Here is a 26,208-nt window from a genome sequence, read left to right on the forward strand (position 1 = left end):
GTATAGCGCGGAATTGTAACCTCTGTTTTCCTGATATGCCCCGCTCTACCATCGAATCATCAGCTTGACTCATCCATCACTCGGGGCCCGATATGTCTGTCAACGAACCGCTACGCACATTGCAATCCCTTCGTCCTGTCGAGACGACCAGTCTGGCGTCACGGATCGATGCCGTGCTCGAACAGACCCTGCATGAGCGACGCCTGGTCGGCGCCGTGGTCCTGGTCGCTCATCGCGGTCAACAGGTCTATCAGCGCGCGGCGGGCCTGGCCGACCGCGAGGCTCAGGTGCCGATGCGCCAGGATGCACTGTTCCGCCTGTCCTCGGTCTCCAAGCCGATCACCTCGGTTGCGGCACTGGCGCTGATCGCCCAGGGCCGCATCAACCTGGACGACGACATCAGCCACTGGCTGCCGCACTTCAAGCCGACCCTGGCCGACGGCACGCCGGCGCTGATTACCGTACGCCAACTGCTGACCCATACCGCCGGGCTCACCTATGGTTTCCTGGAAAGCGATCAGGGCGGAGCTTATCTCGAGGCCGGCGTCTCCGACGGCATGGACCGCACCGAGCTTTCCCTGGAAGAAAACCTGCGCCGTCTGGGCCAGGCGCCCTTGCTCTACAAACCGGGCAGTCACTGGGGCTACTCGATTGCCACCGATGTCCTGGGCGCTGTCATCGCCGCCGCACATGGCACCTCGCTGGCCGAGGCCGTGGACCAGTTGGTCGCCCGTCCATTGGGCTGGAGCGACAGCGGTTTCCGGCTGACCGACGCCAACCGCCTGAGTCCGGCCTACCTCAACGACCAGCCACAGCCACGGCGCATGCGGGCACGGGAAGTGGTGCCGGTGTTCGAAGGCACCGCCGGCATCCGGCTGGACCCTGCCCGGGCCCTGGACAGCGGGGCTTACGACTCCGGTGGTTCGGGCATGGTCGGCAGTGCTGGCGAGTTTCTCCAACTCCTGGAAACCCTGCGTAAAGGCGGCGCCCCGCTACTCCCCAAGCACCTGGTGGCGGAAATGGCCAGCAACCAGACCGACGACCTGGAGTTGGCCAACTGGCCCGGACGCGGCTTCGGCCTGGGCTTCACGGTGCTCAAGGATCCGCTTGCCGCGCAGACCGCCGAATCGGTTGGCACTTGGCGCCTGGGTGGTGCCTACGGGCACTCCTGGTTCGTCGACCCGGCCCAGGAGTTGACAGTGGTGGCCTTCACCAATACAGCCTTCGAAGGCATGTTCGGGCAATTCACCGTCGACCTCTGCAACGCGGTCTACGGCCAGTAATACCGTGCCAGCAGCTGTTCGAGCGGATCTGGCGCTTCGAATTGATCATCCCCTCACCGAGACCCGGAGTCCGGATCATGAAAGTCCTCCATCCGATCTACTTCCTGGCCCTGGGCCTGTTCGGCCTCTACACCCTCGAGTTCGGCGTGGTCGGCCTTCTGCCGACGATCATCGAACGCTTCGCCATCAGCGCCTCCCAGGCCGGCCTGCTGGTGGGATTGTTCGCACTGATCATCGCGGTGTTCGGTCCGATCATGGTGTTGCTGCTCTCGCGCTTCAACCGCAAGCGAATGCTCAGCCTGGCACTGTTCTTGTTCGCCGGCAGCAGCGTGCTGTCGGCCTACGCACCGAACTTCGAATCGCTGTTGCTGCTGCGCAGCATCCCGGCGTTGTTCCATCCCCTGTACTTTTCCCTGGCATTCGTCGCGGCCAGCGCGCTGTACCCGCCTCAGGAGTCGACGCGGGCCGCCGCCAAGGCATTTGTCGGCACCAGCATGGGCATGGTCCTCGGGGTACCCTTGACCACCCTGATCGCAGCACAATACTCCTATGAGACTTCGTTCCTGTTTTGCGCGGCAATCAACTGCATCGCGGGCCTGGGGATCATTGCCCAGTTGCCCGAGGCCCCGGCCAAGGTGAGCGTGTCCTACCGGGAACAACTGGCGATCCTGCGCAAATTCCCGCTGTGGTTGAACATCACTGCCTCGACCCTGATCTTTGCCGCGATGTTTTCGGTGTACAGCTACTCGGCCGAGTACCTGGCCAAGGAGGCGGGCATGAGCGCTCAGTCGATCAGTATCCTGCTGGTGGTATTCGGTATCGCAGGCGTCGCTGGCAACCTGTATGCCGGTAAGCTGATCGGCCAGAACCTGGCTCGCACCACCCTGCTACATCCGCTCCTGTTAGCCGCTGCGTATGGCCTGCTGTACCTGTTCGCCAGCCCGTCCTTGCCGGGCATGCTGCTGATCGCGGCGATCTGGGGCGCGACGCATACCAGTGGGCTGATCGTCACGCAGATCTGGCTCACCTCCGAAGCCCCGCAAGCGCCAGAGTTCGCTACCGGTCTGTACATCTCCTTCATCAACCTGGGCGTAACCATCGGCACCACGACCGGCGGCTGGTTCCTCGCTCGCCTCGGCTTGCAGGGCACCCTGTACAGCGGTGGCCTGTTTGCCGGGCTGGCCGTGCTGGTCATTGCGCTAAAGGTGCTGTTCTTCAGCGGTGCCGGCGCGCAGACGCGCGCGCCTGTCGCCAGCGACTGAGTGAAACACGGATGCTTGTCCATTGACTGACGAACCTTCGGCGCACCTGTCAACACAGCCCACCGCGAGGTGGGCGGGGCTGTTACGGCCGTGGGCGGCGACCCGGCTGAAACGTCTAGATCTGGAAGTGCCTGACCATCGTGTTGAGCTCGGCGGCCAGGCTGGCCAGGGACTGCGACGCGGCGGTGGTCTGGTGCGAGCCTTCGGAAGACTGGATCGACAGCTCGCGGATATTCAGCAGGTTGCGATCCACCGCGCGCGCGACATGCGCCTGCTCGTCGGCGGCCGTGGTGATGACCAGGTTGCGGTTGTTGATCTCGTCATTCGCCTCGACGATCTCCGCCAACGCCGTCTTCGCCGATTCGGCGAGTTCCAGGGTCTGCCGGGTCATGGAACTGCTGTTGTGCATGGAGCTCACCGCGTTGGCGGTACCGGCCTGGATGCTGCCGATCATCTCTTCGATTTCCCGGGTCGACTGCGCGGTCCGGTGGGCCAAGGCCCGCACTTCATCGGCGACCACCGCGAAGCCACGACCAGCCTCACCGGCGCGTGCGGCTTCAATGGCGGCATTGAGCGCCAGCAGGTTGGTCTGCTCGGCGATGGTGCGAATCACATCGAGAACCTTGCCGATGCCCTGTGCCTGCTCCGCCAGCCCGCCGATCTGTTCGGAGCTGACCTCGACCCCACGGGTCAAGGCCACGATGGCGGTGACCGCCTCGATCATGCGCTGCTGCCCCGTCAGCGCAATCGTCCGCGACCCCTGGGAAAGTTCCGAGGTCGACGAGGCATTCCTGGCCACCTCTTCAATGGCGCTGGTCATTTCGGTCACGGCGGTGGCGGCCTGCTCGATTTCACCATGCTGCTGTTGCAGGTCGCGGCTGCTCTCGGCGGTCACCGCGTTCAGCTCTTCGGCTGCCGACGCCAATTGCGTCGATGAGCCGGCGATTTGCTTGAGGGTGGTGAGCAAGCTGCCCTGCATGGCGGCCAGCGCCGTGAGCAAACGGCTGGCTTCGTCGTTGCCGACCGGATCGATCGGTTGTGTCAGATCGCCCTTGGCGATGGTTTCCGCGACCAGCACCGCTTCGATGATCGGTACGGTGATGCTGCGGGTGAGCAGCCAGGCCACCAGCACGGTGCCGATACCCACCAGCAGAATCACCAGGCCGATACCCGTTACCGCGTTTTCATAAGTGCTTACCGACTGTTTGCCCGCCCGCTCGGCGCCGCTATTCGCGCGCTCGATCAGGTCATCCAGATTCTTGGTCATCTGTTCTTAGGCGTCGCGGATAGTCGTGAGGTAGGCATTGGCGCCGGCCTTGTCCCCTTGCCGCGACAGCCTGAGCAGCTCAAGGTGATTCTTGGCATAGGCCTCCAGGCTGCGGTTGAATGCGTCCAACCGCCCTTTTTCTTCGCTGGAGGTCAGCAACCCCGCGTAAATCGCCATCTGCTCATGAACGTTCTGCAAGCGCCCGGCCGATTTGTCCTCATAGACTTTCATATCCGCGTCGCTGGCGGACAGGATGTGGGCCATGGAGCCCAGGCGATAACGGTCCAGCGAGGCGTTCGCCGCCGCCAGCACCCGCACCCGCTGCAACCAGTTGTTCTGGATATCGGCGGCCTGGGCCTGGACGTCGCGGGTCTGCTTCAAGGCGAACAAGCCCAGAAACACACTGAGCAAGGCGATAGCGGCAAAACCGATGAACGCTCGGGGGGCAATCCGGATATTTCTCAACAGCATGGGCGGGATCTCGCAGAGAACGGGGACGGAAGACGACAGGCCACGGCAAGATCATCGGCGAGCCCGGCCAAAGGCTATCGGCCTGGATTCGGCATTCTTCAGCGCTGCTTCAGACGTATGTGAAAAACGTGGAAAAACCATCCGATTGGAAAGCCCCCCCTTTTACGATAGTCTGTCAGCCCGCGAAAAATCGCCCTCGACCTCAAATCGGATCCATCGCGCATGACAAACAGTCCGCTACAGGCAGCAGAAAAAATCCTATTGGTTGCTCCGCACCGCCTGGGCGATACTTTGTTTGCAACGCCAGGTATTCGTGCACTACGTCTGGCCAAACCGCATGCTCAGATAGATGCCGTCACCTTGTCCGAACTTGCTCATGAACTGCTTTCGCGAAACTCGTGCATCAATACACTCTATCGCGCAGAAGATCAGCCTATTGAGCAATTGGCCGTGGGATATGACGTGATCTTGCCATTGCAGAACATTAAAAATACCGCCACGTACTTGAAAGATGTTCCAAAGGTTTTGATGCTGCCGCGTTATGCTGGTGCGTTTCATTACTCGGAAGACTTTTACCGTTTTGTTCTCCAACACCTGCCACAAGCGGTTCAAGACCCACTGGGCGCCTATGAGCTCAATGTGACCGCGGAGGATTTGTCACAGGCGGATGGGTTGTTGAAAAAAATTCCCTCCGCCCCCGAGCCTTTTATTATTGCCTTGCACATGGGCTGTCATCAGATTTCGAAAAAAGGTCGGGGCCTCCTGTCCAAGCTATTTCCTTCCTTGATGACAAAAGATACGCGCAGCTGGTCTTTCAAGCGTTTCGATCATTTGGTACAGCGCTTGGTGCAGCAGCACCCCTCGGTCTATATCGTGCTCACAGGCTCACCCAGCGAAGCCTTTGCAGGCGACGCGTTAACCGCTCACCCACACATTGTGAATCTCATCGGCAAAACCAATGTCGGCCAACTCGCGGCGCTGTTCAAGCGTTGCGACTTGCTCCTGACCGGCGATACCGGCCCCATGCACGTCGCCTGTGCGATGGACCTGCCCATGGTATTGCTCTGTGGCAAGACCGATCCAGCGCATACCGGACCTTATCCCGCGCGCGCGCATCACACCATTATTCAGAAAGACGGGATGGATAATATTTCGGTGGATGAGGTTTATCAGACCGTTACGCGATATCTGTCCGCTGCGGCAACACAGCCGGATTCAGCGTCCATCACCTCAGCAGCAATCTGAAACTCGCGAATAGAGAAAGCGATACTCATACACAACAAGGGCCTGAACAGGCCCTTGTCGTTTACGGTAAACTCAGCGCTTGAGTTTGCGCTTGTTGCGGTATTGGTCGATGACCACCGCGATCACAATGATCAACCCTTTGATGATGTCCTGGATATAGGCATCGACGCCGACAAAGGTGAACCCGCTGGCCATGACCCCGAGGATCAGCGCGCCGATCACCGTGCCGCTGACGCGCCCCACCCCACCGGCCAGGCTGGTCCCACCGATCACCGCCGCGGCAATCGCATCCAGTTCGTAAGACATGCCCATGCCCGCCTGCCCGGTGGCGGCACGTGCCGAGGCCACTACTCCAGCCAACCCCGACAGCAGCCCGGCGATGCTATAGACGATCACCAGGTGGCGCTTGACGTTGATCCCCGAAGTGCGCGCCGCCTGCATGTTGCCGCCAATCGCATAGGTGTACTTGCCGTACTTGGTGTAACGCAGGGCGATGTGGAAGATCACCGCCACCACCAGGAAAATGATCACCGGCATCGCGCCGTGACCGATCGCCGTATAGGAATCCGAGAGCATGCTCACCGGCTGGCCTTCGGTGTAGTAACGCGCCAGGCCGCGGGCCGAGACCATCATGCCCAGGGTGGCAATGAAGGGTGGAATCCCGGTCAGGGCAATGATGCTGCCATTGATCGCCCCCGCCAGCAGTCCCACCCCGAGCCCGACGAGCACCGGGATCCACACCGGCAGATCGGTCAGCGACGGAAACACCGCCCGAGCGAAATCCGAGGTTTGCGCCAGGCTCGCGGCGATCATCGCCGAGAGCGCCAGCACCGAGCCCGACGACAGGTCGATGCCAGTGGTGATGATCACCTGGGTCACGCCAATCGCCAGCAGACCAATGATCGAGACCTGCAGGATCATCAGCACCAGGCGCTGGGAATTCATCAGGAAGCTCTGGTCGCGCACGATCCAGCCGAACACCTCAAAAACCAGGCCAATGCCGATCAGTACCAGGAAGATACTCAATTCGGTGGGAAGGCGCCGGCGACTCTTGACCGGTACCGTTGCAGGTTTGTTTTCCAGTATTGCGTTCATAACCACTCACCCTTCTCTCGCGTTGCCGGGGCGCACTGGCGCCGCCGACCTCAGTTCGTTGAACCACTAGTGAACCGCGGTCATCCCGGAGGCCAGTTGCATGACCCGCTCCTGGGTCGCCTCGCTACGGTCAAGGGTGCCCATCAAGTCACCCTCGTGCATCACCATCACCCGATCACTCATGCCGAGCACTTCCGGCAGTTCCGAGGAAATCATGATCACCGCCATGCCTTCGCTGGCGAGGTAAGCGATCAACCGGTAGATCTCGGCCTTGGCGCCGACGTCGATACCGCGGGTCGGCTCGTCGAGAATCAGGATCCGTGGGTTGGTCATCAGCCAACGGGCGAGCAAGGCCTTTTGCTGGTTGCCACCGGACAAGGTGTCGATGCATTGCTCCAGCGACGGGGTTTTCACCCGCAACTTCTTGCACATGTCTTCGCACAAGGCGCGCAAGGCCTTCTGCTGGATGAAACCGTTGCCACCGACGTAATGCGGCAGCACCGCCATCTCCATGTTTTCCATGACCGAGAGGCACGGAAACAGGCCGCTGAGCTTGCGGTCCTCGGTGAGCAGGGCAAAGCCCTTCTCGATGGCCAGGTGCGGGTCGCTGATCCGTACCGGCAGGCCATCGAGGTGAATCTCACCGCCATCGCTCGGGGTGATGCCGAACAGCGCTTCGGCGACATTGGTCCGTCCCGAGCCCATCAGCCCGGCAATGCCGAGGATCTCGCCGGCATGCAGGTCGAACGACACCCCCTGGAAAATACCCTCCAGGCGCAAGTCGCGTACCGACATCAACAGCTTGCCGATCGGCTTTTCGCGCACCGGAAACAATTGGCTCAGCTCACGTCCAACCATCATCGAGATCAGGCTGTCGCCATCCATGCTGTCGGCCCGTTGCAGGCCGATATAGGCACCGTCACGGAACACCGCCACTTCATCGGCGATGGCGAACACCTCGTTCATTTTGTGGGTGATGTAGATGATGCCCTTGCCCTGAGCCTTGAGGTCGGCAATGATCGAGAACAGGTGGGCGACTTCCTTGTCGGTGATGGCCGAGGTCGGTTCATCCATGATCAGGATGTCGGAGTCGTAGGACACGGCCTTGGCGATCTCGACCATCTGCCGTTCGGCGATGCTCAGGTTGCCGACGTGCTCCTCCGGGTCGAGGTTGATGCGCAGCCGCTCCAGCAGTTTCGCCGTGCAGCGGTGCATTTCCCCATGATCGATCATGCGCAGGCCATTGAGCTGCTCGCGGCCGATCCAGATATTCTCGGCGACGCTCATGTGCGGCATCAGGTTGAGTTCCTGGTGGATCATTGCGATCCCGGACTGCAAGGCGGCCAACGGTGTCTCGAAGATCACCGGCTTGCCGCGCAGGCGCAGCTCGCCGGCGTCCGGCTGGTAGATGCCGGCGATGATTTTCATCAGCGTGGATTTGCCGGCACCGTTCTCGCCCATCAAGGCCAGCACCGACCCCGGGCGCACCCGCAGCTGTACATCGGACAGCGCCACTACCCCGGGAAAGCCCTTGCTGACGTTGACAATCTCCAGCAGGTACGGCTCATCGACAGGTATGGCGGTTGGCTGGATACCCACCAGCGGGTTGCTCGAAGCAGTCGCTGAAGCGAACATGATCAGATACTCCATCAGCAAGGCGGACAGTGCCACCTGGCTTGTTTATTGTTGTTATTGAACGGACTGACTATTTGAACTGGTCGACGTTTTCCGGGGTGATCAGGCGATACGGTACCCATACCGCCTGCTCGACTGGCTCATGCTTGGCCATCTTCACCGCCGCATCGAGGGAACCGACTGCCTGACCCTTGGCGTCCTGGAACACCGAGACGGTCATATCGCCCTTTTTTACCGCGCGCAGGCCATCCGGAGTGCCGTCGACACCGGCAATCAGCACACTACCCTTTTTCACTCCGGCCTGCTCCAGCGCCATCGAGGCACCGATGGCCATCTCGTCGTTGTTGGCGACGACGGCATCGAATTTTCGACCTTGGGTCAGCCAGTCGTTGACCAGGGTCATGCCCTTGTCACGCAGCCAGGTGCCCGTCTGCTCCTGCTCGATCTTGATGCCCGGGTACTTGACCAGGACTTCCTTGACGCCCTTGGTGCGGTTGGTAGTGGAGTTATTGGCCAGGTCGCCGAGGAGGATCACGATGTCGCCCTTGCCTTTCAATTTATCGGCGAGGTACTGCATCTGCATCTGCCCGGCTTCGAGGTCATTGGACGCGACGGTGGTCACCCCCTTGGGCAGGTTCAGGTCATCCGGCCGACGGTTGACGTAGACCAGGGGAATCCCGGCCTTGACCGCCGCATCGGTGATTTTCCGGGTCGCCGCGGTATCCACCGGATTGACGATGATGGCGTCGACTTTCTGGCTGACGAAGCTTTCCACCTGGCTCAATTGCTTGACCACGTCGCTGCGGGCGTCTTCGAACTGCAGTTTCACGCCATCGGGCATGGCCTTGGCTTTCTGGTCCATGGACTCACGCAGGTAGGTCAGCCAGGTGTCATCGAACTGCGACATGCTCACTCCGATTTTCAGGTCGGCGAAGGCAGCACCACTGGCGAGCATCAGGGACAAGGCAAGTGAGGTGAAACGAATCTTGGTGTTCATGAAAAGTCTTTCTCCACATTCTTGTTGGTTTTATGGATCAAGCGTGACTCTTTCAGTGACCGGCAAGCGCACGATTGTCGGCACTCGACAACCTGAAATCGACTCTATTGGAAAATAATTTCCATTTCAATAAATTTTAGAAATTATTTTTTCTTTTGATCAAGCATAGAAGCGTGGCCGCTCGGGCAGCGCGATCCGCACAATTGCCCCACTACCCTGCGCTTCGATGCAGGCATCCGCCGCCACCGCCGCCGCCAGGCCATCCCACGCCGACGGTCCACCGACCTGGCCGGCACGCACACCATCGATAAATGCCTGCAACTCGACGTCATAGGCGGCGATAAAGCGGTCTTTCCAATCCATCAGGATCGCGTTGGACAGCTTGGCGCCGCTGCGCAGCTGCACCTGCGAAGGCTCCGGTAACCTGGCGATCCCGGTTTCACCGACCACTTCGCATTGGATGTCATAGCCGTACTGGCAGTTGACGAAGACCTCGACATCGATGCGCGTGCCCCGGGCGGTTTCCAGCAGGACGATCTGCGGGTCCTTCAAATGGGCGTGGGCCTTGCTGGTCTTGCGCGGGAATACCACCTGCACCGACACGTAGTCGTCGGCAAGCAACCAGCGCAGCACGTCCAGTTCATGGATCAGGGTGTCGGTGATGGCCATGTCGGTCTTGTAGTTCTCGCCCACGCTCGGGTTGCGATGGGCGCAGTGCAGCATCAACGGCTCACCGATCTGGCCGCTGTCAATCACCGCCTTGAGGGCCCGGTACCCTTCATCGTAGGGGCGCATGAAACCGACCTGCACCAGGCGCTTGCCATGGGCCACTTCGGCGGCGGCGATCTTGCGGCAGCCCTCGGCGGTGACCGCCAGCGGCTTCTCGCAGAACACCGGTTTGCCGGCCGCGATCGCCGCCAGCACGAACTCCTCGTGGCTGGGGCCCCAGGATGTGACCAGGACCGCTTCGACTTCCGGCGCATTGATCAGCACATGGCCGTCCAGGTACACCTCGGCGTTCAGTTGCAGGTCGGCAACCACCTTGGCCGCCTGCTGCAGATTGATGTCGGTCACCGCCACCACCTGGCTGTTGAGCAGGGTCTTGCTGCAACGACGAATGTGATCCTGGCCGATGGCCCCGGTGCCGATGACACCCAGCTTTAAAGACATGGAAAAACTCCTGTTGGCGTGTTTGTGGGTCGTTGCCAGGCAGTCAGTACTGACGCGCCTTGGCCAGTCGTTCATTGAGGGTTTTGGCGACGGCATCGGTACGCGCGCTGGTGGAGACTTGCGCCACGCCGACCCGCCACCAGGACAGGTAGTTGTGAATCATGGTCTTGGGCAGGACCTTGATGTCGATCAGCGTCGACACCGTCTGCAAGCGCGCATCGGCCAGGGCCGCCTGCAACTGCTCGATCGTGTTGACCTTGTAGGTCTTGCAGCCGTAGGCCGCCGCGCTCATGGCAAAGTCCACCGGGATAAAATCGCCGTCGAGCTTGCCAGTGGCCGGATCACGGAAGCGGAACTCGGTACCGAAGCTACCCATACCGTTTCCCATCTGCAGGTTGTTGATGCAGCCGAAGGTCATGTTGTCGAGCAGGATCACGTTGATCTTGCGTCGCTCCTGGATCGAGGTGACCAGTTCCGAGTGCAGCATCATGTAGGAGCCGTCGCCGACCAGCGCGTAGACCTCGCGCGCCGGCTCGGCGAGTTTCACCCCAAGGGCGGCATTGACCTCGTAGCCCATGCAGGAATAACCATACTCGACGTGGTAGGTGTTCACGCCCTTGCTACGCCAGCTGCGTTGCAGGTCGCCAGGCAAGCTGCCGGCGGCGGCGACGATCACCGCGTCGTCGGCAAGGGTTTCATTCAGCACGCCGAGCACCCGGCTCTGGGTCAGGCAGGAACCGGTCAGCTCGATGAATTCACGCAGTACCGCCGGATCCATGTGGTCGTTGATCTCCGGGACAAAATCCTTGGCCTGGTACTCGACCCGATAGACCCGGTCAACCTCCTCGTCCAGCCGGGCCTTGGCCTGACGTGGTTGTTCGCCCCAGCCGCAGCGGTAATCGCCCAGCGCCCCGGTCAACGCCTGCAACCCTGAACGGGCATCGGCCAACAACTGCACGCCATCGAGTTTCAGGGCATCGCAGGGACTGATATTGAGGTTGAGGAATTGCACCTCGGGGTGCTGGAACAGCCATTTCGATGCGGTGGTGAAGTCCGAGTAGCGGGTGCCGATGCCGATGATCAGGTCGGCTTCCTTGGCCAGCAGGTTAGCCGCCAGGCAGCCGGTTTCGCCGATGCCGCCAACATTCAGCGGATGACTGGACAGCACCGCGCTCTTGCCGGCCTGGGTCTCGGCGAAGGGAATCTCGAAGCGCTCGGCAAAGGCCTGCAAGGCCGCATTCGCGCCTGAGTAGCGGACCCCACCGCCACAAATGATCAATGGTTTGCGCTTGCCCTTGAGCAACGCCACGGCGTCACCGAGCATGGCTTCGGTGGCCGGGCGGCGGTCGATGCGGTGCACGCGTTTTTGCAGGAAGTAATCGGGATAGTCGTAGGCTTCAGCCTGGACATCCTGCGGCAAGGCCAGGGTCACCGCGCCGGTTTCCGCCGGGTCGGTAAGCACGCGCATGGCATGGATCGCCGCGCTCATCAACTGTTCCGGGCGGTTGATGCGGTCCCAGTATTTGCTGACCGCCTTGAAGGCATCGTTGGTGCTGATGCTCAGGTCGTGGAACTGCTCGATCTGTTGCAGCACCGGGTCCGGTTGGCGACTGGCGTAGACATCGCCAGGCAGCAGCAGCAAGGGAATCCGGTTGGCGGTCGCCGTCGCGGCGGCGGTGAGCATATTCGCCGCGCCGGGGCCGACCGAAGAGGTACAGGCGTAGATTTTCCGCCGCAGGTGCTGCTTGGCAAAGCCGATGGCCGCGTGGGCCATGCCCTGCTCGTTGCGCCCTTGATGGACCACCAGGTCGCCGCTGTCCTGCTCCAGCGCCTGGCCGAGCCCCAGCACATTGCCATGCCCGAAGATGGTGAAGACCCCGGCGACGAACTTGCTTTGCACCCCATCGACCTCGACGTATTGGTTGTCGAGGAACTTCACCAGCGCCTGGGCCATGGTCAATCGTGTCGTGCTCATGCCAGCACCGCCAACGCCTGTTTCAGATGCGCCATGCTCGCGCCCAGCGCCTGCTGGATGTCCGCCCGCCCATGCAGGCTTTCGGCAAAGGGCTCGAACGACAGGTAGCCGCTGTAGCCGCCGCCGAGCAGGGTCTCGATCTGCGCCGCGTTACCGAGGATATCGGCCTCGCCCACCAGCACCCGATGGCCGTCACGGAGGGTTGCCAGCGGCGCTTGCGCATCTTCGACACCGGAGATATGCACCAGGCCCGTCAGTTCCGGGAAGAACTCCTGTTCGCCGGCCAGGTGATGGTGAAAGGTGTCATGCACCAGGCGGAACACATCCAGCCCGCCAATCGCCCTGATCGCCTCCACCGCCACGCGCTTGCGCCGCAGAGCGCACTCTTCGAAACCCAACGGCTCGATAAAACCGAGAATCCCGTACTCGCGCAAAATCGGCGCCAGCTCGCTCAAGGCCGTGCGCAAGCCGGCGCTGCGTTGCACCTCCGAGCGCGGATCGTCGCGATCATTGAACGGGCACATCACCAGCCCCCGCGCCCCACAATCGCGGGCATACGCGGCCAATACCAGGGTTTGCGCGCGACGTTCGGCGTTCCAGACATCAAACGGGTACAACGCGTTGATCGACAGTACCTTGATGCCGTGCGCCGCGCACAGTTCGCGGACCTGCCTGGCCGGCGTGCCATCTTCGATCTCGACGCCCATCAGATCGTTGCGGATCTCGATGGCATCGGCTTTCAGCGCCACCGCCAGCTCAATGAACCGCGGCAGTGGCAAACGTGGGGCAACCATACGGTTCAGGGCGAAACGCAGGGGCTGGTTCATTATTCTTGTTCTCCGCGGACAAAGATGAAGATCGCCTACTTGGCGGTGGGCATGCTGAATTCAGGGCCTTTGGCAATGCTGTCCGGCCAGCGCTGCATGACACTCTTGTAGCGGCTGTAGAAACGCAGGCCTTCCTCGCCATAGGCGTGGTGGTCGCCGAACAACGAGCGTTTCCAGCCGCCGAACGAGTGCCAGGCCATGGGCACCGGGATCGGCACGTTGATGCCGACCATGCCGACCCTGATGTTGCGGGCAAAGGCACGGGCGACCCCGCCATCGCTGGTGAAACAGGACACCCCGTTACCGAACTCGTGGGCATTGATCAGCGCCACGGCGCTGGCGAAATCCGCTACCCGCACGATTCCCAGCACCGGGCCGAAGATTTCCTGCTGGTAGATGCTCATCTCGGTGCTGACGTTGTCGAATAACGTGGCACCGACGAAGAAACCGTTTTCGGCCCCCGGCACCTTGAAACCGCGACCGTCGACAAGCAGTCGGGCGCCCTGGGCCACGCCTTCGCTGATAAAGCCTTCGACCTTGGCCTGGTGCTCGTCGGTCACCAGCGGCCCCATGTCGCTGTCACGCTGCATGCCATTGCCGATTTTCAGTCGGTCGATACGTGGCAGCAGTCGGGCAATCAAACGGTCACCGACATCGCCCACCGCCACGGCAATCGAGATCGCCATGCAGCGCTCGCCGGCCGAGCCGTAGGCGGCGCCGATCAGGGCGTCGGCGGCCTGGTCGAGATCGGCGTCGGGCATGACGATCATGTGATTCTTCGCCCCGCCCAGGGCCTGCACCCGCTTGCCGCGTGAAGTGGCCTGCTGGTGGATGTACTCGGCAATCGGCGTCGAGCCGACAAAGGAAATGGCCTCGATATCCGGGTGTTGCAGCAAGGCATCGACCGCTATCTTGTCGCCCTGCACCACGCTGAACACGCCGTCCGGCAAGCCAGCTTCGCTTAACAGCCGAGCCATCAACAGACTGGCCGACGGGTCGCGCTCGGACGGTTTGAGGATGAAGCAGTTACCGGTCACCAGCGCCAGCGGGATCATCCACAGTGGCACCATCACCGGAAAATTGAACGGCGTGATCCCGGCGCAGACGCCGAGGGGTTGGCGCAGATTCCAATTGTCGATACCGCCGCCGATATTGTCGCTGAAATCAGTTTTCAGCAGGCTCGGCGCACCACAGGCGTATTCGACGATTTCGATGCCGCGAGTGACTTCGCCCTTGGCATCGGAAAACACCTTGCCATGCTCCCGGCAGATGATTTCGGCGAGTTCGTCGTGGTGCTTATCGAGCAGCTCCTTGAACTTGAACATCACCCGCGAGCGCCGCAGGGACGATTGCTCGGACCAGGCCGGGAAGGCCTTCACGGCGCTGGCAACGGCGTCATCGACGGTCTGCTGGCTGGCCAGCCCGACCCGCGCCTGCACGCTACCGGTGGCCGGATTGAAGACGTTGCTGAAACGCTCGCTGCCACTATCGCGCAACTGGCCGTTGATGTAGTGGCCTAAAACCGGAGCCTCACTCATTGTTCTTGTTCTCCATCCGAAAGTTGAAATCGCCCGGGAACTACAGGTCCAGCAGCCAGCTGTGCCGAGGGTCGTTATGAAAGTGCCAGACGCGCTTGGGGCCGGCCATCACGTTCAGGTAATACGACTCGTAGCCGTAGGGCACGCTGACCGGGTGATAGCCCTTGGGCACCACCACCAGGTCGCTGTTTTCCACGGCCATGGCCTGGTCGATGGAACGGTCATCGGTGTAGACACGCTGAAAGACAAAGCCCTGGGGCGGGTTGACCTGGTGGTAATAGGTCTCCTCGAGAAAACTCTGGTGCGGCAGGTCGTCGGTGTCGTGCTTGTGCGGCGGGTAGCTCGACGAATGCCCGGACGGCGTGCGCACCTCCACCACCAGCAGCGAATGCGCGGGCTCGGTGTCCGGCAGGATGTCGCAGACATAGCGGGTATTGGCGCCCTTGCCGCGCACGCTGCGCTTCATGCTCTGCGGAGTGATCAGACGTGGGCCATGGCCCGCCGCGGGCGAACCCGGGGCGGCGCAGACGGCAATCTGCACGTCGCTCAAGGCCACCACCTGTGCCTGACTGCCAGGTGGCAGGTAGACGGCATAGGGTGATTTGTCCTCGAACACCGACTGGCGATCGCCGATATTGTCCCAGTCAAAGGCGCCCTGCCCCGGGGCTTCACCCTTGATGCCGACCCGCCCACCGAGCAGCACCAGACACAGCTCCTGGTCGCCAGCGCTGACCGGCAGGGTTTCGCCGAGGCTCAGGCGATAGGCGGCGAAGCCGACATACTCCAGAGTGCCGGCCGGTAACTCGACCAGGGTCCGTCCCTTGGCGTTGCTCTTGACCAACAGGCTCATTGTCCGGTCCTCTGATTCAGCAACGCGCGCAAGGTGTCGAAACCTTTCTTGGCGTAGACATAACTCGGGGCGACGGCCGGATCCTGCTCAGCCTCGACCACCAGCCAACCGTGATAATCGGCGGCCAGCAACACATCCAGCAGCGCGGCAAAGTCGATATCGCCATCGCCGGGCACGGTGAAAGTGCCGTTGACGATGCAGTCCGGGAAACTCCAGAGGTTGTTGCGTGCCAGTTGCACCACTGCTTTGCGCACATCCTTGAAGTGCACGTGGCAGACCCGAGCGATATGTTTGCGCAGCACCTCGAGCGGTTCGCCACCCCCCAAGTAGCAATGGCCCGAATCGAACAACAAGCCCACTTCGCTGCCGGTCAGCGCCATCAATTGATCGATGTCGGCCGGCGACTCGACGTAGGCCCCCATATGGTGGTGATAGGCCAGGCGCACCCCGCGGGACAGGGTAAAGCGGGCCAACTCGGTGAGTTTGTCGGCATATTCCCGCCAGGCCTGCTCGCTGTGAAAACGTGGGCGCTCCACCAGCGCAATGCGCTGGCCTTGAATGGAGTCGGCGACTTCGCCATAGACCAGTACCTTGGCGCCGTTCTGCGCCAGCAACTCGACATGGCTGGCGATGGCGTCGATTTCCTCGGCCACCGAACGCCGCGCCAGACGGCTGGAATACCAACCGGAGACCAGCGCCAGGTCGTAAGGCCGCAGCACATCGCCGACGCCTTTGGCGTCCTTGGGGAACTTGCCGTTGAGCTCGAAACCTGCGTAACCGATGGCCTTGCCTTCGCTGAGGGCGGTGCTCAGCGGGGTCTCGCCGCCCAGCGAAGGCAAGTCGTCGTTACTCCAGGAGATCGGGTTGATGCCAATTCGGATAGCGGGCATGGCTGCACCTTTTATTGTTTTCTCTAAAATATTCAACTGATCGCCTGTGGCCAGGGAGCTTGCTCCCGCTCGGCTGCGCAGCAGTCGTAAAACCAGTGAATGCGGTTTACCTGATAAACCAGGCCGGTTGATTCAGGACTGCTTCGCAGTCCAACGGGAGCAAGCTCCCTCGCCACAAAAGCCCCAGCAATCAGATGTTTTATTCAGCCGCGGGCCGCGCGCCAGGCATCGATCAAGCCGGCAAACGTCGCCTGTACCTGCCGGATCAACGCTTCATTATCGATTTCACCAGCCATCCAGGCCCGGCTGGGCTCCTGGAAAATCGTCCGGCCGACGGCAAAGCCACGGCAGGTCCGGCTCTGGCTGGCCTGCTGGAAACCTTGGGCAAGGGTTGCCGCCGGCGCGTTCAGGCCCAGCAGCACCACGCCTCGACAATAGGGATCGCGCTCTTGAATCAGCGCATCGAGTTGTTCCCATTCAGCCGCGCTTTGCGCTTCGATCTTCCACCAGGCCGGGTAGATATCCAGGTTGTAGAGGCGCTTGAGGGCGCGATACAGCACATCGGAATAAGTCGACGGATGATCCTTGGGCGGAATGATCTCCAGCAGCAATTCATGCCCGCTGACCTGCGACGCCTGGTACAGGGCCTTGATCTGCGCCTCCTGCTCCAGACGTAGCAGGGGCTCGTCATCCGGATGGAACTGCACCAGGCACTTGATGATCTGCTCCTGCGGCCAGGCAATCAGGTTGCTGCCGATGGAGCGGCCCTGCTCGAAGGCCAGCGGGCGCGAGCCCTGGACTTCCACTGGACGCGCGACCCACCAACCGCGACCGGTGGCGGCATTCAACGCATCCTGGCCAAAGCGCTGATCGGCCAGCAGACCGACATCCGCGTCGATCCCCTGTTTGCGTAGATCGGCCTCGACCCGCTCCACGGCCTGGATGAACAGCAGCTTGAGCTCACCGATGCTGTTGAGATCACGGCCGCCCTTATGGGCCAGCTCCACCAGTTGCCCGCGGTGGTCAAAGGCAAAGATGAACAGTTGCTTCCAGGCTTTGCGCGGCACACTGACCTGATGCAGACGTTGCAGCGTCGTGTCCCGATCGGGCCGGGTAATCGGCAGCGGGCTGTTGAACAGGTATTCGAGTTCGGCGCGGGTCGGCATTGCCGGGGCGCAGGCATGCCGCGACACCACCAAGCCACCACAGGCATTGGCCAACTGACAGCAGCGCTCATCGCTGGCGTCCTCCAGCCAACCGCAAAGGAAGCCCGACATAAAGGCATCGCCGGCGCCCAGTACGTTGAGCACCTCGACCCGCACACCCGGGTAAATAGCGCCGTCCTCGAGACGTAGCGGAATCGGCCCGTGAATCACCGTACAGCCTTGCGCGCCGAGCTTGACCACCAGGGTCGCGGCGCTCAGCGAACGCACGGTCCGCAGCGCCGTGAGCAAGTCCTGGCTGCCACCGGCGATCAAGAATTCTTCTTCAGTCCCGACGATCAGATCGAAGCGTGGAAGGATGCTTTGCACATGCTGGCTGACCTGCTGGTCGGCGACAAACCGGGTCTCGCCGTCGGCCTTGCCGGCCAGCCCCCAGAGTACCGGGCGGTAATCGATATCGAGCACGCGCCGGACATTGTGTTTTTGCGCATAGTCCAGGGCCTGGATACTCGCCTTGTAGACACCGGCGGTGGAGAAATGCGTACCGGTGATCAGCAACGCCTTGCTGGAGGCGACAAAGTCCTCGCGGATATCTTCGGCGCGCAGGGCCATGTCGGCGCAGTTCTCGCGGTAGAACACCAGCGGAAAGGTTTCGCGGTCCTTGAGACCGAGCAGCACCATGGCGGTGAGACGTTCCGGGTCGACCTTGATCCCGCGGGTGTCGCAGCCTTCACGGGCCAGGGATTCGACCAGGAAGCGACCCATATGATCGTCCCCGACCCGGCTCAACATCGCCGACTTCATCCCCAGGCGGGCCGTGCCAAAGGCAATGTTGGCGGAGGATCCACCGAGGTATTTGGCAAAGCTTGAGACATCCTCCAGCCGCGCGCCGACTTGCTGCGCGTAGAGGTCGACGCCAAGGCGCCCGAGGCAGATCAGATCCAATTGACGCCCACTGGCAAAACGAGTCTGGCCCATGCTGGCTCCTGTTATTTTTATCAGCCTGCGTCCGCCGTGGTGCGAGCGCGAACGTTTTTGGTGTGAGGCCAGACTAGAACGTCTCGCAACGACATTCAATATATTTTCTATTATTTTTTATATGGAATAAATTTTCCATTAGACTGAACAGAGCGCAACCTGCCGAAGTGGAACGATTCAGCATCGCTCCAGCTGACGCCGCATTCAAGATTTTATTAGCCCCGCCCCTGTAGACTAGGCGCTGCCAGCCAGCCACAAGCACAAGCCAGAAGGATTTCCCATGTCCCGCACCGATCAGCCAGCTACGCCCGAATGCGCACCCGAGGGCGATATCGCCAGCCCTCCGATCAATGCCGAGCGTCTACTGCAACTGATCACCGAGGAATACGAAAGCCTGCCGCGCCAGCTCAAACGCATCGCCAGCTATATAAGCGAGCAGAGCGACCGGATCATGGTCGACCGGATCAGCGATATCGCCCGTGAATGCGAAGTCCACCCTTCGGCCATCGTGCGCTTTTCCCAGCGCTTCGGTTTCAGCGGTTTCAGTGAAATGCAGGCGTTGTTTCGCCAGGCCTATACCCACAAGACCTCGCCGGCACAGAATTACCAGCAACGTATTCGCAGTCTGATCGACAACAAATCGCAGAAAGCCAGTGCCGGCGACCTGGCGCGCGAATGCATCAATGCCACGCTTTCCGGTATCGAGCGCCTGGGCCTGGAACTGAACGAGCAGGCGTTCGACGCCGCCGTTGACCTGGTGGTGAATGCCGAGAATATCTATGTGGTGGGGGTGCGTCGCTCATTCGCGGTGGCGGACTACCTGGTCTACAACCTGCAGCACACCAACAAGCGCATTCACCTGGTCTCGGGCCTGGGTGGCAGCTATCGCGAACAGATGCGCAGCGTGCGCGCCGATGACCTGGTGATCGCCATCAGCTTCTCGCCCTACGCCAAGGAAACCCAGCATTGCCTGCGTATCGCGCAATTGCACCAGGCAAAGACCCTGACCATCACCGACAGCAACCTGTCCCCCCTGGCCAAGCGCGCCAGTACGGTGCTGCTGGTGAATGAGGGCAGTTCGTTTGCCTTCCGTTCCTTGAGTGCGAGCCTGTGCCTGTGCCAGGCGCTGTTCATCGCCGTGGCTTATCGACTGGAGTTGAAGATGGACGGGATTCACGAGCAGGTCGGGTTCGAGGACTGACCCGGCGGCGACCAGAATGCCTAGTCGTCCAACTGCAGGTTCTCGGCCATCAAGGCCACCATCTCCATGGGGCTGCGGCTGTTGATCACGTTGTAGATCAACTCGCGCTTGCCACGCGGCAATTTTTTCACACAGCTCCTGGCGGATGCCCGCACGGCATCGTCGGTGCCATGGATGCGGGCCGCCAGCAGGAGGATGAGGACAGCGTCGGTGAGGGTCATCGCAAACGGACTCGAGCAATCAGGACAGCAGTGTATCGGCTATGCCGGGGTTTTCTCTACTGCTTCTGTGCGCCCCCTTGGTACTCGATTGTAGTCTCAACGCCGCAATCCGCTATTTTCCAGTCTTTCAGACGTTTCCCTCAGCTTGTGGAGGCCTCGATGACAGGGCTTTCGCCATCGCCCAAGCGCGAGCTTGCCCCACAAGCGATCTCTAGTGCTAATCGCCAGCAGCGCGATTTTTATCGTTGTCAGCAGGCGTCATCTTGTGTGTTACCCGATCAAGCACCCCACGCTCGCCGAATGGCATTTCAGACAACGATATTCATAACATCCCCAACTGCTTCATCAACGTCAGGTTGTCTTCGATATGCCAGTTCGCGGCGATCTTGCCATTGTCGATCTGATAGATATCGGTGGCGATGAAGTCCACGGTTTGACCCCGGCCTTGGGTCTCGCCGAAGGTTCCGGTGAAGTGCCCGCGAAAATGCAGGTGCGCCACGACCCGGTCTCCCGCGATCAGCATTTGTTCGACCTCGCAACTGAGATCGGGCACCGCGCCACGAAACGCCCGCGAGGCCAGCAATGGCCCCTCCGGTCCCTGCTTGCGCCCGGCAGGCGGGGTTTTGTCGATGAAGTTGTCCGCCAGCGCCTCACGGGCAAAAGCTTCGTCACCGGTGTGCCAGAACGTGTCGTAACGGCGGGCGGCGATTTCCATGCTGTGCACTTGCGCGGGCGCAAGACTCTTGTCGACCAGCAGTACACCGGGCTTCACCAGATCAGCGGTCGCGGCGGATGCGGCGCCTGAAAGTGCCAGGCCGAAGAACATGGCCGCGCCGTGGACGTAGAGAGAGCGGGAGCGATTGAAACGTTGTGGCATTGTCAGGATTCCTTGATGAGAGCAGGACCAATTGAACAGAGGCTTCCGTTCAGGTGCGCAGAGTGTTGCCTCTTGCCTTGAGGAAGAGAATATGGCTATTGGCAGATAGTTTATTGAACAAGGGTTGAGAATATGTTGGACGACCTCAACGAGCTTCGTACCTTCCAACGGATCCTGGCCTGCGGCAGCTTGTCTGCCGCCGCGCGCGAGCTGGGCGTGGGGCTGGCCGTGGTCAGCAAACGGCTCATGACGCTGGAGCGTCGGGCAGGACAGCGGCTGATCAACCGGACCACGCGCACACTGTCCGCGACCCATGAGGGACTGGCCCTGATCGCGCATGTCGATCGGATACTCGAGGAGTTGGAGGCGGCCGAGTCTCGAATGATGCTCGGCGGTGAAGAACCGTTTGGCATGCTACGGGTCAGTTCACCCATTTCTTTCGGACGCATTCACCTGGTGTCGTTGGTGGCTGAACTGGTCGAGCGCCATCCGCAGCTGGATATCGAACTCAGGCTCGATGACCGGATTGTCGATCTGACGCACGAGCGGATCGATGTCGCGGTGCGGATCGGCCAACCCCGGGATAGCAGCGCGATCATGCATAAGCTGGCTGACAATCGGCGGATTCTGGTAGCCGCGCCCGCGTATCTCGAACGTCATGGAGAGCCTCGGTCCGCACAGGATCTGGAGCATCATGGGTGTCTGCGCTTCAACGATCTCTCACAGCCATGGCACCTGGAAGGCCCACGAAACGAAGTGTTCGATTTCCAACCGCGCTCGCGGCTCCAGGCCAACAGTGGCGATGCCGTGCGCGACTGGGCGCTGGGCGGTCATGGGATCATGCTCAAATCCAGAGTCGACGTGGCCGGCGACCTCGCCGCCGGTCGCCTGGTTCATATCCTGCGAGAGTGGCACAGTGCCGATGCGCCGATCTACGCCCTACTGCCTTCCAGACGCTTTACGCCGAGCAAAACGAGGATCTTTCTTGACGCGCTCGGCGCCCGGCTCGCCGTGCTTTGATGCCGACAAAATCCGCGGGGCCATTGTCGACATCCGATTTTCAAGCCTGGACGACACTATCAGCCCCCCTCAAAAAACGCTTCAGGTCTTGAGGGGAATATTGCGCATCGTCACCAGGGCGGTGGCGCAAAGGGTTTCCTTACCTTGTTTCACCGCAAACAAATCGGCGGCCGCAATCGTCGTATTGTTCGATGCGTTGATGACGCGCCCCCTGGCCAGCAGCTTTTCACCGTCCGCCGGAGCGATCAGCTTAACCGTGAAGTCGGTCGTCATATTGATCCAGCCAGGCGGTAACAGGGTCCCAGCGGCCGAACCACCGGCAAAGTCGGCCAATGCACCAACGATACCACCTTGAAAAAAACCGCTGTGCTGAGTGAGCTCCTTGCGGGTGGGCTGCTCGATCTCGCAATAGCCCGGTTTCAGGTAGTTATAGTGAAAACCCAGCAATTTAGCCGCTGGCATACTGAGTACGGCGCCCTGAACATGTTTTTCAAAGTCCGGGTTACTGGCGTTGAAATCTTCCATGGTATAAATCCTTTCTATTTACGCGGATGAACAACATTCACCGAGCCATCGCTCGAGGGTATTGTCGAGATACTGAGAACGTATTGCATGACGCATCACTTTACCGCTGCTGGTTTTCAATAACTTCCCTGGCATCAACAGAACAATATCGTGAGGCGTGACCTCATTATTCAGCACGACCGCCTGGCGTATCATTGAAACGACTTCGTCCAGGACGATTTTTTTCCTCCACGCCCTTCGCACCTCCTGGACAACGATCAGTTTTTCTTCAGTCCCTATCACTGAGAACGCCGCACACGCCGAATGTTCGAGGCTATCATGGGCAGTGAACACGCTGTGCTCAATATCATGCGGATAATAGTTTTTACCTCGAATGACAATCGTATCCTTGATACGACCTGTTATATATAGCTCTCCCTGATGAATAAATCCAAGATCTCCAGTGCGCAAATAAGATCGTTGAATATCATCCGATAAACCATTGGCAAAAACATCCAAGGTCAGGGCGGGTTGATTCCAATAACCTTTGGCAATATGAGGACCGGCTATCCAGACCTCTCCAACTTCAAGCGGCGCACAGGCTTTACCGGTGAGCGGTTCCACAATCGATATCTGCGTCCCGGGCAACGCTCGCCCCGAACTCACCAGCGTCTGGCAGGAGCCCGAATCGCTGAGCAAGATATTTCCATAACACAGGGCCTGGGTGTTGACGCTTAACATCACCGGAGCCTCTCCCTTGACCCCTCCCGTAGCCTGCAGGGTACATTCGGCCAAACCATAGCAGGGGTAGATCGCCTCCCGCTGGAGTCCGAACCGGGCGAAGGCAGCCTGGAATCTGTTCAACGTTTCGTGACGAACAGGCTCGGCACCATTGAATGCGATCTTCCAGGTGCTCAAATCCAGTGCCACATGAGGCTTGCGCTCAAGGGCTGCAATACAGGCTTCGAACGCAAAGTTCGGGCCGCCGCTGGAGTGTGCTTGATAGAGAGAAATGGCTTGAAGCCAGCGTAAAGGCCAGCGCATGAACGTCACAGGTGACATCAGGATGCTAGTGGCACCGACAAACATTGGCTGCAAGATATTTCCGATAAGCCCCTGATCATGGTAATGCGGGACCCAACCGACAACGCAAGACATCTCGTCATGGCCGAACGCCTGGCGAATCATCGTTTGATTCGCAATGATATTGGCATGCGTCACCATGACGCCTTTGGGTGAAGACGTGGAACCTGACGTGTACTGAATAAAGGCCAAGTCTTGATCGTCGAGCACGGGGTAATCGGGGCCGCCCGCGGGTAGCTGATCGTCCATCAGAGCATCCATCTCGATCCAGGAAAGCGTCTCTGGCTTATGTTGATCTTGAAAAGAATTGTCCAGGGCTTTGTGCGTGATAACCAAACGCGGGGAGCAATCGTCAATGATTCCTTGCAGTGTGCGTTGGGAACGTCTTTTATTTGGCTGAGGGAGAGGCACAGCCACTACCCCCGCATACAGGCAGCCAAAGAAGGCAATAATGAAATCCAGTCCGGCCGGGAGAATCAATAGCGCCCGGTCACCGGGTTGAGTGGTATTCATCAGGCGCCGAGCGAATTGCCTCGCTTCCCCTCTCAACTGTGCAAAGGTCAGCGTTTTTTCCGGCAGCAGCTTTTCCGAAAGAAAAATGTAGGCTGCTTTTTCCGGATAACGTTCGCTGTGACTGTCCAGGCAGTCAATCATGAATTGAAACTGTTGCATTCAAGCCTCCTGGAGCCATGAACTCAATGAGCGATGAATGATGTCGATGAGGCCTTCCGGCCTGGAAGAGTGGAAAAAGTGGTCACCCTCCAACTCATGGAACGCGAAGCCTCCCGTCGTTCTCTCCTGCCAGGCCTTAAGCTCACCCCTTTCGACGACCGGATCCTGCGTGGCGTAGATTGCGCTGATCGGACAATTCAACCTGTCCATTGGCTGGAATCGATAAGTCTCCACCAAGGCCAGGTCACTCCGAATACTCGGCAGCAGCGTACCGAGGACGCGGCCATTGCCGCTGATTGGTTCTGGAACACCTCCATAAACGATCAACGCCTGCAAAAATGCCTGGTCCGGCAACTCGTGAACAGGGGGCAAGCGCGCGGCCAGTTGCGGAGCTCGCCTGCCCGAGACGAACAAATGCGCAAGCGCAACCGTGTTCAGGTTCGACAACTTGCAGGCGACTTCATAAGCCAGGATTGCCCCCATGCTATGACCGTACAACGCCACAGGCCGGCACTCGTTAGCAAGCTGCCGCACAATATGGCTGGAGAGACTATCGATCTCTGTAAAGGTAGCCCTGAGGGCGTGCCGGTCGAAAGCATCCAGCTTTATCCTCTGGATGCTTTCCGAGAGGTGGGGGCCCCATCCGTTGTAAGTCGCATTGCTGCCACCGGCGTGAGGAAAACAGATCAGGGAAATAGCCGGGGTATCCATATCACCGTCCCAGGAAACATCAGAAAAATTGAACATCAAGCGAGGACAAACAACGAACGATGAAACTGCCCGACTGCCAGGTCGGTTCAGAGCAACGACGTGTCCATTCAGGTCCTTCCAGCAACCGGGAAAGAACTGCCTGGGTTTGACGCTCGGCCAGTAGCGCCCCCAGGCAGCCGTGCATACCGTAGCCGAAAGCCAGATGGCCCTTGGTCTTGCGCTGAATATCAAAACTGGCCGCGCCGGAAAAAGCCTCTTCATCCCTGTTCGCCGACCCCAGGCACAAGAGAATCTGATCCCCCTCACGGATAACCTGCCCATCGACGATGAAGTCCTTTGTCGCCAAGCGTTTGGTATGCTGAAGCGGTGACTCGAAACGCAATGACTCCTGCACACAGCCCGGGACAAGATCCGGGCGCTGCTGGAGTAGACGGTATTGGCCAGGGCACTCGAACAGCGTATTGATGGTATTGCCTATCAGGCTCTTGGTGGTTTCGTTGCCGGCAACAAAACACATGATGCAGACAAAGATCAGCTCTTCATGGGTCAGACGGTCCCCATCGATTTGTAAATCGAGCAATTGACTGATCAAGTCCCGCCCCGGTTTGCTCTTGCGCTCGGCAATGACGTCGGCGATATAGGCCATGTAACCGTCGAGAACGGCGCTGACCTTTTCAAAGTCGTCCTTGACCATCAGCCCGGGTTCCAACAAAAAGCGAATCGCATGGGTCCAGGCGTCAATGCTCGAATGCATCTCGGGAGGTATTCCGATCCATTCGCACATGACCCGCAGCGGTAACGGCTGGGCGAGACCGGAGATCATATCCATACCGCCCTGTCGATGGCCCTCCATCAACAGCACCCGGGTAATATGCGCGATAGAGAGCTGCAACTGATCTATTACCGTTTGCGAGAACGCCACATTCATCAGTTTTCTCAAACGATGATGATCCGGATTTTCGGTGAACACGATGGACTTATAGGCCAATCGCTGAAACGGTGCGTTATCACGAGAAAACCTGGCAGCCTGGTTGTCAACCAATTTCGGAATGATGCTGACATTACAACTACGGTCGCGCAAAATCCCCATGACATCGGCATGTCGAGTGACCACCCACATACCCAGCACCTTATGTAGTGGATTCAGCTCACGCAACCGACTGTATACCTGGTAGGGGGCCTCGCGAAACTCGGCGGAGAAGGGGTTGAACCGAGGTAAATCCATTGTCTTAATCGGTGTCATTATGTAATTCCGAGCACTGTCAGATATCGC

23 protein-coding genes are annotated in these 26,208 nt (G+C 60.0%); 5 read left to right on the plus strand and 18 right to left on the minus strand.

Going from position 1 to position 26,208, the window contains the following annotated elements; all coding sequences use genetic code 11:
* Positions 1-92: 92 nt before the first annotated feature.
* Both PFEN_RS11915 and PFEN_RS11920 read left to right on the plus strand, forming a co-directional pair.
* Positions 93-1,283: a serine hydrolase domain-containing protein gene (locus tag PFEN_RS11915; RefSeq protein WP_191487040.1), complete on the plus strand. Its 1,191-nt coding sequence runs from the start codon at positions 93-95 to the stop codon at positions 1,281-1,283.
* Between the two features lie 77 nt (positions 1,284-1,360).
* On the plus strand, positions 1,361-2,545 hold the full coding sequence (locus PFEN_RS11920; protein WP_191487041.1) for an MFS transporter: 1,185 nt from the start codon (positions 1,361-1,363) through the stop codon (positions 2,543-2,545).
* A 115-nt stretch (positions 2,546-2,660) separates the two neighbouring features.
* On the opposite strand, the gene PFEN_RS11925 is transcribed toward PFEN_RS11920, so the two are convergent.
* Both PFEN_RS11925 and PFEN_RS31430 read right to left on the minus strand, forming a co-directional pair.
* A complete protein-coding gene (locus PFEN_RS11925) occupies positions 2,661-3,812 on the minus strand; it encodes a methyl-accepting chemotaxis protein (RefSeq protein ID WP_412071425.1) in 1,152 nt (383 codons plus the stop codon).
* A 6-nt stretch (positions 3,813-3,818) separates the two neighbouring features.
* A complete protein-coding gene (locus PFEN_RS31430; protein WP_412071426.1) occupies positions 3,819-4,283 on the minus strand; it encodes an MCP four helix bundle domain-containing protein in 465 nt (154 codons plus the stop codon).
* A gap of 222 nt (positions 4,284-4,505) precedes the next feature.
* On the opposite strand from PFEN_RS31430, the gene PFEN_RS11930 reads away from it, so the two are divergent.
* Positions 4,506-5,528, plus strand: a complete 1,023-nt coding sequence (locus tag PFEN_RS11930; RefSeq protein ID WP_191487042.1) for a glycosyltransferase family 9 protein — start codon at positions 4,506-4,508, stop codon at positions 5,526-5,528.
* Between the two features lie 72 nt (positions 5,529-5,600).
* On the opposite strand, the gene PFEN_RS11935 is transcribed toward PFEN_RS11930, so the two are convergent.
* The 10 genes from PFEN_RS11935 to PFEN_RS11980 form a co-directional block, all read right to left on the minus strand.
* Entirely contained in the window at positions 5,601-6,623 is a 1,023-nt protein-coding gene (locus PFEN_RS11935) for an ABC transporter permease (RefSeq protein ID WP_191487043.1), read from the minus strand.
* A gap of 66 nt (positions 6,624-6,689) precedes the next feature.
* On the minus strand, positions 6,690-8,258 hold the full coding sequence (locus tag PFEN_RS11940) for a sugar ABC transporter ATP-binding protein (RefSeq protein WP_191487044.1): 1,569 nt from the start codon (positions 8,256-8,258) through the stop codon (positions 6,690-6,692).
* A gap of 70 nt (positions 8,259-8,328) precedes the next feature.
* Positions 8,329-9,255 (minus strand): sugar ABC transporter substrate-binding protein, encoded by a 927-nt coding sequence (locus PFEN_RS11945; RefSeq protein WP_191487045.1) that lies wholly within the window; start codon positions 9,253-9,255, stop codon positions 8,329-8,331.
* 159 nt (positions 9,256-9,414) lie between these two features.
* Positions 9,415-10,425, minus strand: coding sequence for a Gfo/Idh/MocA family oxidoreductase (locus tag PFEN_RS11950; protein WP_191487046.1), 1,011 nt, complete (start codon positions 10,423-10,425; stop codon positions 9,415-9,417).
* 43 nt (positions 10,426-10,468) lie between these two features.
* The gene (iolD, locus tag PFEN_RS11955; RefSeq protein ID WP_191487047.1) at positions 10,469-12,400 is read right to left on the minus strand and encodes a 3D-(3,5/4)-trihydroxycyclohexane-1,2-dione acylhydrolase (decyclizing); all 1,932 of its coding nucleotides are present in this window, start codon (positions 12,398-12,400) and stop codon (positions 10,469-10,471) included.
* The gene (locus PFEN_RS11960) at positions 12,397-13,227 is read right to left on the minus strand and encodes a TIM barrel protein (RefSeq protein ID WP_191487048.1); all 831 of its coding nucleotides are present in this window, start codon (positions 13,225-13,227) and stop codon (positions 12,397-12,399) included. The genes iolD and PFEN_RS11960 overlap by 4 nt, the downstream gene beginning before the upstream one ends.
* 35 nt (positions 13,228-13,262) lie before the next feature.
* Entirely contained in the window at positions 13,263-14,765 is a 1,503-nt protein-coding gene (locus PFEN_RS11965; RefSeq protein WP_191487049.1) for a CoA-acylating methylmalonate-semialdehyde dehydrogenase, read from the minus strand.
* A gap of 40 nt (positions 14,766-14,805) precedes the next feature.
* On the minus strand, positions 14,806-15,615 hold the full coding sequence (gene iolB, locus PFEN_RS11970) for a 5-deoxy-glucuronate isomerase (RefSeq protein WP_191487050.1): 810 nt from the start codon (positions 15,613-15,615) through the stop codon (positions 14,806-14,808).
* On the minus strand, positions 15,612-16,505 hold the full coding sequence (iolE, locus tag PFEN_RS11975) for a myo-inosose-2 dehydratase (protein ID WP_191487051.1): 894 nt from the start codon (positions 16,503-16,505) through the stop codon (positions 15,612-15,614). Before iolE ends, iolB begins: the two co-directional genes overlap by 4 nt.
* 203 nt (positions 16,506-16,708) lie before the next feature.
* Complete coding sequence (locus PFEN_RS11980; RefSeq protein WP_191487052.1) at positions 16,709-18,646, minus strand: bifunctional 5-dehydro-2-deoxygluconokinase/5-dehydro-2-deoxyphosphogluconate aldolase; 1,938 nt, start codon at positions 18,644-18,646, stop codon at positions 16,709-16,711.
* Between the two features lie 280 nt (positions 18,647-18,926).
* Here PFEN_RS11980 and PFEN_RS11985 point away from each other — a divergent pair, with 280 nt between their 5' ends.
* A complete protein-coding gene (locus tag PFEN_RS11985; protein WP_191487053.1) occupies positions 18,927-19,847 on the plus strand; it encodes a MurR/RpiR family transcriptional regulator in 921 nt (306 codons plus the stop codon).
* A gap of 20 nt (positions 19,848-19,867) precedes the next feature.
* Here PFEN_RS11985 and PFEN_RS11990 read toward each other — a convergent pair whose 3' ends face one another.
* Both PFEN_RS11990 and PFEN_RS11995 read right to left on the minus strand, forming a co-directional pair.
* On the minus strand, positions 19,868-20,068 hold the full coding sequence (locus PFEN_RS11990) for a hypothetical protein (RefSeq protein WP_191487054.1): 201 nt from the start codon (positions 20,066-20,068) through the stop codon (positions 19,868-19,870).
* A gap of 322 nt (positions 20,069-20,390) precedes the next feature.
* A complete protein-coding gene (locus PFEN_RS11995; RefSeq protein WP_224770950.1) occupies positions 20,391-20,894 on the minus strand; it encodes an ester cyclase in 504 nt (167 codons plus the stop codon).
* A 183-nt stretch (positions 20,895-21,077) separates the two neighbouring features.
* Here PFEN_RS11995 and PFEN_RS12000 point away from each other — a divergent pair, with 183 nt between their 5' ends.
* Positions 21,078-21,965, plus strand: a complete 888-nt coding sequence (locus PFEN_RS12000) for a LysR family transcriptional regulator (protein WP_191487056.1) — start codon at positions 21,078-21,080, stop codon at positions 21,963-21,965.
* An 81-nt stretch (positions 21,966-22,046) separates the two neighbouring features.
* Here PFEN_RS12000 and PFEN_RS12005 read toward each other — a convergent pair whose 3' ends face one another.
* The 4 genes from PFEN_RS12005 to PFEN_RS12020 are packed head-to-tail and all read right to left on the minus strand — an operon-like array spanning position 22,047 to position 26,178.
* A complete protein-coding gene (locus PFEN_RS12005; RefSeq protein ID WP_191487057.1) occupies positions 22,047-22,490 on the minus strand; it encodes a PaaI family thioesterase in 444 nt (147 codons plus the stop codon).
* Between the two features lie 18 nt (positions 22,491-22,508).
* Positions 22,509-24,224 carry a fatty acyl-AMP ligase gene (locus tag PFEN_RS12010; protein WP_191487058.1) on the minus strand — a complete coding sequence of 572 codons (1,716 nt, stop codon included), beginning with the start codon at positions 24,222-24,224 and terminating at the stop codon, positions 22,509-22,511.
* Positions 24,225-24,935, minus strand: a complete 711-nt coding sequence (locus PFEN_RS12015) for a thioesterase II family protein (protein WP_191487059.1) — start codon at positions 24,933-24,935, stop codon at positions 24,225-24,227.
* Between the two features lie 19 nt (positions 24,936-24,954).
* Complete coding sequence (locus PFEN_RS12020) at positions 24,955-26,178, minus strand: cytochrome P450 (protein ID WP_224770949.1); 1,224 nt, start codon at positions 26,176-26,178, stop codon at positions 24,955-24,957.
* Positions 26,179-26,208 lie beyond the last annotated feature (30 nt).

Source organism: Pseudomonas sp. FEN, assembly GCF_904067045.1.
Taxonomy (GTDB): domain Bacteria; phylum Pseudomonadota; class Gammaproteobacteria; order Pseudomonadales; family Pseudomonadaceae; genus Aquipseudomonas.